The organism is Candidatus Competibacter denitrificans Run_A_D11 (genome assembly GCF_001051235.1).
In the GTDB taxonomy this organism is placed as follows: domain Bacteria; phylum Pseudomonadota; class Gammaproteobacteria; order Competibacterales; family Competibacteraceae; genus Competibacter_A; species Competibacter_A denitrificans.
Genome location: NZ_CBTJ020000062.1, coordinates 1 through 5,908, shown reverse-complemented (window position 1 = coordinate 5,908; position 5,908 = coordinate 1). Strand labels below are relative to the sequence as shown.

At 44.5% G+C, this 5,908-nt stretch carries 5 protein-coding genes and 1 pseudogene; 4 read left to right on the top strand and 2 right to left on the bottom strand.

The window, feature by feature from the left end; genetic code table 11:
* Positions 1-107 precede the first annotated feature (107 nt).
* Complete coding sequence (locus BN873_RS12860) at positions 108-377, top strand: type II toxin-antitoxin system ParD family antitoxin (RefSeq protein WP_048674302.1); 270 nt, start codon at positions 108-110, stop codon at positions 375-377.
* 9 nt (positions 378-386) lie between these two features.
* Positions 387-671, top strand: coding sequence for a type II toxin-antitoxin system RelE/ParE family toxin (locus BN873_RS12855; protein WP_048674300.1), 285 nt, complete (start codon positions 387-389; stop codon positions 669-671).
* Between the two features lie 7 nt (positions 672-678).
* On the opposite strand, the gene BN873_RS12850 is transcribed toward BN873_RS12855, so the two are convergent.
* Both BN873_RS12850 and BN873_RS12845 read right to left on the bottom strand, forming a co-directional pair.
* Complete coding sequence (locus tag BN873_RS12850) at positions 679-1,362, bottom strand: hypothetical protein (protein ID WP_048674298.1); 684 nt, start codon at positions 1,360-1,362, stop codon at positions 679-681.
* Between the two features lie 1,534 nt (positions 1,363-2,896).
* Positions 2,897-3,598: pseudogene (locus tag BN873_RS12845) on the bottom strand (aspartate/glutamate racemase family protein).
* 897 nt (positions 3,599-4,495) lie between these two features.
* Here BN873_RS12845 and BN873_RS12840 point away from each other — a divergent pair.
* Both BN873_RS12840 and BN873_RS20125 read left to right on the top strand, forming a co-directional pair.
* Entirely contained in the window at positions 4,496-5,173 is a 678-nt protein-coding gene (locus BN873_RS12840) for a hypothetical protein (protein ID WP_048674295.1), read from the top strand.
* Between the two features lie 6 nt (positions 5,174-5,179).
* Positions 5,180-5,845 carry a hypothetical protein gene (locus BN873_RS20125; protein ID WP_139031719.1) on the top strand — a complete coding sequence of 222 codons (666 nt, stop codon included), beginning with the start codon at positions 5,180-5,182 and terminating at the stop codon, positions 5,843-5,845.
* The last annotated feature ends 63 nt before the right edge of the window (positions 5,846-5,908 follow it).

Here is a 5,908-nt window from a genome sequence, read left to right as displayed (position 1 = left end):
GCTGGTTTGAGGCGAAACTCGCTATCATCCGCCCCGCCATCCGCACCTATCTGACTAATCCACTTTACAGGCTACCGGCAACTGCGTAACTCCTAAGGAGGTAATTTATGGCGACCGTTGAAAAAATTAGTATCGCTCTACCACCTGAGATGGTTGGGATTCTTCGCACCGCTGTAGCTAGCGGTGAATATGCAAGTACCAGTGAAGTTATAAGAGAAGCCTTGCGAGACTGGAAACTAAAACGCAAAGTAGAAGCTCTTGAGCTTGATGAGCTACGCCGTTTGGTTCAGGAGGGCATTGACAGTGGCCCAAGTATTGACGCTGAGCTGGTATTTTCTCGTTTAAGAAAAAAGTATAAAGATAACCCTGGGCCTTAATACTGAACAATGTTCTTAAAGTTTTCCCCACAGTCTGCACTTGATCTTGAAGAAATAGGCGACTATATCGCACGCGAAAACCCTCTACGCGCCATCTCATTCCTCGAAGAGCTTGAAAAGCACTGCCAAAAAATTACAGAAACACCAGAAGCATTTCCTTTAAGGAAGGATTTTGCACATAATTTACGTATGGCCGTTCATGGAAACTATTTAATATTTTTCAGTGTAGAATTCGATATGCTGAGAATTGAACGTATCCTCCACGGTGCTAGAAAAATCGGAGAATTGCTGTAATCAGTTCTTACTCTCTCCTACGGCTCCGGCGTTTCTTCCCTAGCATCGCCCAGCGGCTACCCTCAATTGGGGTAGGGAATGGTGTAAAAGGTTGGTAAATAGTTCGTCGGAAGCGAATGCACTGGTAGGGAACTAGTGGCAGACCCGCTGCCTTGCGACGTTTGTTGACCGAGGTGAGGATATAGACCAGTTGCCGCCTTACTGGCGCATAGGATTCAAAGGGAAGTTTTCTAACTTCCTTTGCGATGTAATCAGCTTGCCTGTGAACGGCGAGTTCTAGAAAGTAGGCTTTTAGTTCTTCATACGTCCCTTGAGCTAAGCTCACCTTGGGATGACCGTTTTGGTAGCTGATTGAATAGCCTTCAAAGTAAATTGGTTCGCGGCGTACGTCTTTAATACGCTTTGCCTCTTCCTTGAAGAACGCATGGATGCCATGTGTTGCTAAAATTAAGAAAGAGTTTTCCCAGCGCAGATATTGAAGGTTTGCAACCCCCCAGCGCTTGCGCCGACAGCGCTGAAACTTGGAAGCTCGAATCTGATATTTGGTGAGGAGCTTTTCATCAATTTCCTTGGGGTCTTTTTGTTTAGGAATTACACCTTGGACATAGAACCAATATCCGCGCCCTACATAGCACACCGCAAGTTGTTGAATGAATCCACCTATCGTAGTTGCGCTATAGCGATACTCCATAAGCCGCTTTAGATACTAAAAGCCCAATTACTCCAAAGAGGAGAGATTGATTAGGTTGTAGACCTGGAGGCCCAATCTCTCAGAAAGCCTAAACCGTCGATAAAACTATTATCCGCTTATCCTCCCTTGAAAGCCTCAAATAAAACCTCAAGGAATAACCGCCTGAAGCGGATAATTTGGCGCCAGAGGCGCACAACTTCTCTTTGTCACCAGCATCGTTGCCTCATGAGTTTCACCCGCCAGGGTGACTTTCATGACGCCACAAGACTTCCTTGCCAAGGAGCGGATTAGAGAAACTCGCTTCCAAATCCGGTATCCCTACCGGATTTGTCTGACGAGTTTCATCCGCACATTGTTGATACGCACTTAAAAGCGCGTCGCTTCTTTCGTCGTTGTTAATGCTCGGCACCACCCGTGCATACAAACGAGCCGTGACTGCCTTGCCACGGTCATCGCTTAGCGTGATCCCTAGCAGCCTTTAGCGCCTGAAGGCGTAAAAGCCACTAGGTTCAATAGTTGTAGTTGCGCATTCTCTAAGTGGTTGCGGCCTACTTTCTCGAATTTATAAAGTAGTTGCGCTTTCATTATTTTAGAATGCGAGTTCAACTGCGCTAACTCCTACTCAAAGCACACTCCCACACTACAGCGTTTTAACCACCTGATAGACTTTTATCAGGCACCGATTGGCTAAATCGGCAGCTATAGTGCTTCCCAGATTAGTGATGATCTCTGTTCCATTAGTCACGTAGCTAGGGGATACTATCCCCGCGTCTTCACTGTATGACGGAGGCTACCAACCTCGTCATCGTTTGCTTGCCAATAAAGCAAGATTTCAGCGAACCGAACCTAGAAGCGTCCGCTTACCCGCCAATGAAGATTTTTCGCAATTTGGCATCGTCTCTGAATGGAACTTACTGGCAAGCCCTTGCGGGCCTCTCATGGTTGAGCTATTTGCGGTCTTGCGTTTAACAAGAACCCCGAATTGGTCAAATCCGGTCATTGTTATCACTAACAATGAACTCCCCACGCCAGCCAAGTTAAACGAACCATTATGGCCCGAATCCCTTGGAAAGGATTTTCACCTATTTTGAAACATCACGGCCTTGTTTTAAGAGCTTTTGAATACTCTCTTAACAAGGTTTTTCTCCGTCGCCCAGGTAGTCCCCTCCTAAGGAGAAACCCTTAAGAGAGGATAAGAAAAAAACTTATCGGATAGAATGTCGGGATTACTCTTCAAGAAATCCAATTCTTGAAGGATTACTCCGGCAAGCCTCCGTCGAGCCGGACAAGCACCTCTCGATGCATCCGGCTCTACGCGCACAATACGTCATGAGTAGCCAACTCATGCCCTTATGCTAACTGGTGAGGCTAGCTTTACCAGGTGTATTGAGGCATACCAACAATGTCAGCCACGTTTTCCTAAGGTGGTGACCATAGTAATTTATATTGAAATAAAGTGAATGTGAATGGATTAAGGAAATTTTTTATTTACTTTTTTGAAAAATCATCTGGGAGAAAATAAGGAGTTTTACAACTAATTCTTAGAGTCACAGGCTAAAAAAGCGGCTTCATGTCCATGAATGTCTGTTGTATCAAATAGAGGAACAGTAGCATCATTGCTATTTACGAGCATGGTGATCTCAGTGCATCCTAAAATAATGCCCTGGGCACGTTGCTCTACTAAGTCGGCCATAATATTTTTATAGAGAGCACGCGAATTTTCTTCGATTTTTCCTTGGCAAAGCTCATTATAGATAATGTTATGAATCACATCGCGCTGTTCATCGTTTGGTGTAATAACTTCAATCTCATGTCTTTCTTTTATACGGTCTCTATAGAACGGTTTTTCCATTGTAAACTTTGTACCAAGCAACCCAACTTTACTTATTGCGGTTTTTTTAATGTATGAAGCTGTTGTATCTGCAATATGTAATAAAGGAATTTTCACGGCTGATTCAATTTGAGGAGCAACTAAATGCATTGTGTTAGTACAAAGAATTAAGAAATCTGAACCAGATAACTCTAATCCTTTTGCTGCACTTGCAAGCTTATTTCCACACTCTTCTCAAGAACCTTGCTGTTGCAAGTTCTCAATTTCTTGAAAATCGAAGCTATGAAGCAATATTTTAGCAGAGTGCAAACCGCCACAGATTTCTCTAACTCTTCTATTAATGATCTGATAATACAGGGCAGTCGATTCCCAGCTCATTCCACCGAGCATTCCTATGGTCTTCATCGGTTTCTTTCTCAAATGTTTATTTTTAACCAATAAACTATAGCATATTTCTTCTTCTTAGAAGGGAGAGATATGCTATGTTTCACATGCAGTATAATTAAATTGTAAAGCAGTTTCGATTTATATTTATATTTCTTATTTATTTAATTCCCCAACATAATATTATGCGGGGGAATGTTTTCCCCCTGATCTCAACCGGAAGCCGTTTTCGACACACCCCCTTCTACGGGGACACCCCGTAACGCCCCGTATCAAGGAGCTTACGCTCCTTTAAGGTCACGCCATCCTTGGCGCAGTCCTTTATCTTTCCGAGACTATAAATAGTCTCGGCCCCCCCACGCTCCACTTATTCCACTTCGTGGAATAAAGCTTCGCTTTTTCATTCCACTCGCTAACCTCGTGGAATGCCCCGCTGACAGGGGAAGGCATAAAAGAATTATGCCCTCCCCTGTCAGCCTCCCCAAGGCACTAATAGCCCCTGAACGGGGCTATGTGCCTTTGTTCGCTGGACGCTCACGGCCTGGACGGCCCTAGGAGCAGGGATGCTGGGGCATCCCGTGCTCCCTTGCGCTCCCTGGACGGGAGCTTCCTCGTCCCTGGACGGGACTCGTGCGCACTCCTCTAGATCGGAGCTGCGCTTTGAACCACGCCCGCTGGGGCGGGGCGGTGGTTCTCCGTTCCTGTCACGCCCTTCGGGCATCCTGGACGGATGTGACAGGAACGGTTGGCTCGTACACCTTCAAGTAGTGTGGCCCTAATATATAAATTAAATATTTGTTTATATTAGTTTTTTAATTGAATAGAGCTAGGCTATGGTTCCACCGGTATAGTGTAGGCTTTGGTGTGGGTTGTCTCTCGTTTAAGGGCTACACTATGGCATCTTGAAAGGTGCAAACCATGCAGATTACCGACCGAGACAACGAAATCCTAAAACACGTCGCACGCTACAAGCTGACTACGCCTGATGCCTTGCGCCGCTTGTTCTTTGCCGACGCGAAGCCAGGTGGGGAGAAGAATGTTCTTAGGCGCTTAGTGGGGGAGTATCTACAAACACAACCACTTTTTGGAAAGCGAGTTTACTATCAGCTTACTTCGCTTGCTGCAAAAACACTGGGCGAGTCTGACGAAAGCGCTACCCCTTTTGGCCCTCAGGCATTAGTTAGGCTTTTCGGAGTCATGGGTTTTTGTTGCCTTGGAAAAACCATAATACAAGTTTTTACGAGAGGAGAATTTATCAAAGCTTTTCCGACTTTCGCTGAATCATTGGATTTGGGGCAAACCCATTTTTACCTTGATTATGATGGAAGAACTACTCGGCTTGGGCAAATCTTAGTTGAGCAGGGAGGAGAATATCAGCGGATAATCAATAAATGTAGGAAAATTGTTGAACGCGGTCGAGAGATTACAGGCTTTCAAGAAATTATAGCTGATGAACTCTTTGTCATTGCTATAATTCTAGCTGAAGACAGTAAACGTGAAATACTCTATACCCAAATACAGAAAAATCCACTCCCAATTTGGTGTCGTGTCGAAGTACTCTCTGAGCTTGGAAAGTTGTTTCCTCACATGGCGTAATCTGTCATGGCCTATGAAAAAATAAAAGCAGGTGAGGTTGGTAGACCACAATCTGATAGAAAATATTCTCCAAGCGCAGCTCCTAAGTGGGATGTTCTTCAGCGCGAGCGCCTAAAAGGCGTAGATTTAGACCTTGATTACCGAGTAAGCCCAGTCCTTCCACGTAAGGATCGCCACTATGTAATACTAATTATTGGCCTGATTGGCTTTCTTAGCCTTTTCCTAACAATCGTAAATAATGTTACAAGTTATTACCTTGTAACACCCTTCATTTTTGCTCTCTTTACTACAATTAGTATCTTGCAAGGTACTCTGAAATTCATTACCCAGCGGGTAAAGTGGATTGCATTAGTTTCTGCCTTAGCTGGCCCTTTTCTCTGGTTAGTTGGAGCTATTCCTAGGTTAGTTCATTATCAGCCGATATTTGGTTATATATTTCTTTTAGTAAGCCTTAGCCTATCTACTTATCTAGCAGCTAGGATTGGTAATCACTACGCAAAGTGGCTTGCTGCTAGTCCACAGCTACTTGGAAATAGTCGCTATCAAGTTGTTTGGAAGCACGATGGATTTAAGTTGGTTTTCATTTATGGAGTACTGCTTATTGCCTTTTGTCGTGAACCAATCGTAGGCTTTAAGAGCATCCGATTACCCACAATTTTCAACATGCTGTAATATATTGATATTTTGACGAGGTCGTGATGAGTTGGGTAGTCCGGGAACTGGGGATGTGGAATT

Excerpts from the sequence above, each read along its gene's own strand:
- BN873_RS12860 (WP_048674302.1), top strand. The coding sequence starts at position 108 with ATGGCGACCGTTGAAAAAATTAGTATCGCTCTACCACCTGAGATGGTT.
- BN873_RS12855 (WP_048674300.1), top strand. The coding sequence starts at position 387 with ATGTTCTTAAAGTTTTCCCCACAGTCTGCACTTGATCTTGAAGAAATA.
- BN873_RS12850 (WP_048674298.1), bottom strand. The coding sequence starts at position 1,362 with ATGGAGTATCGCTATAGCGCAACTACGATAGGTGGATTCATTCAACAA.
- BN873_RS12840 (WP_048674295.1), top strand. The coding sequence starts at position 4,496 with ATGCAGATTACCGACCGAGACAACGAAATCCTAAAACACGTCGCACGC.
- BN873_RS20125 (WP_139031719.1), top strand. The coding sequence starts at position 5,180 with ATGGCCTATGAAAAAATAAAAGCAGGTGAGGTTGGTAGACCACAATCT.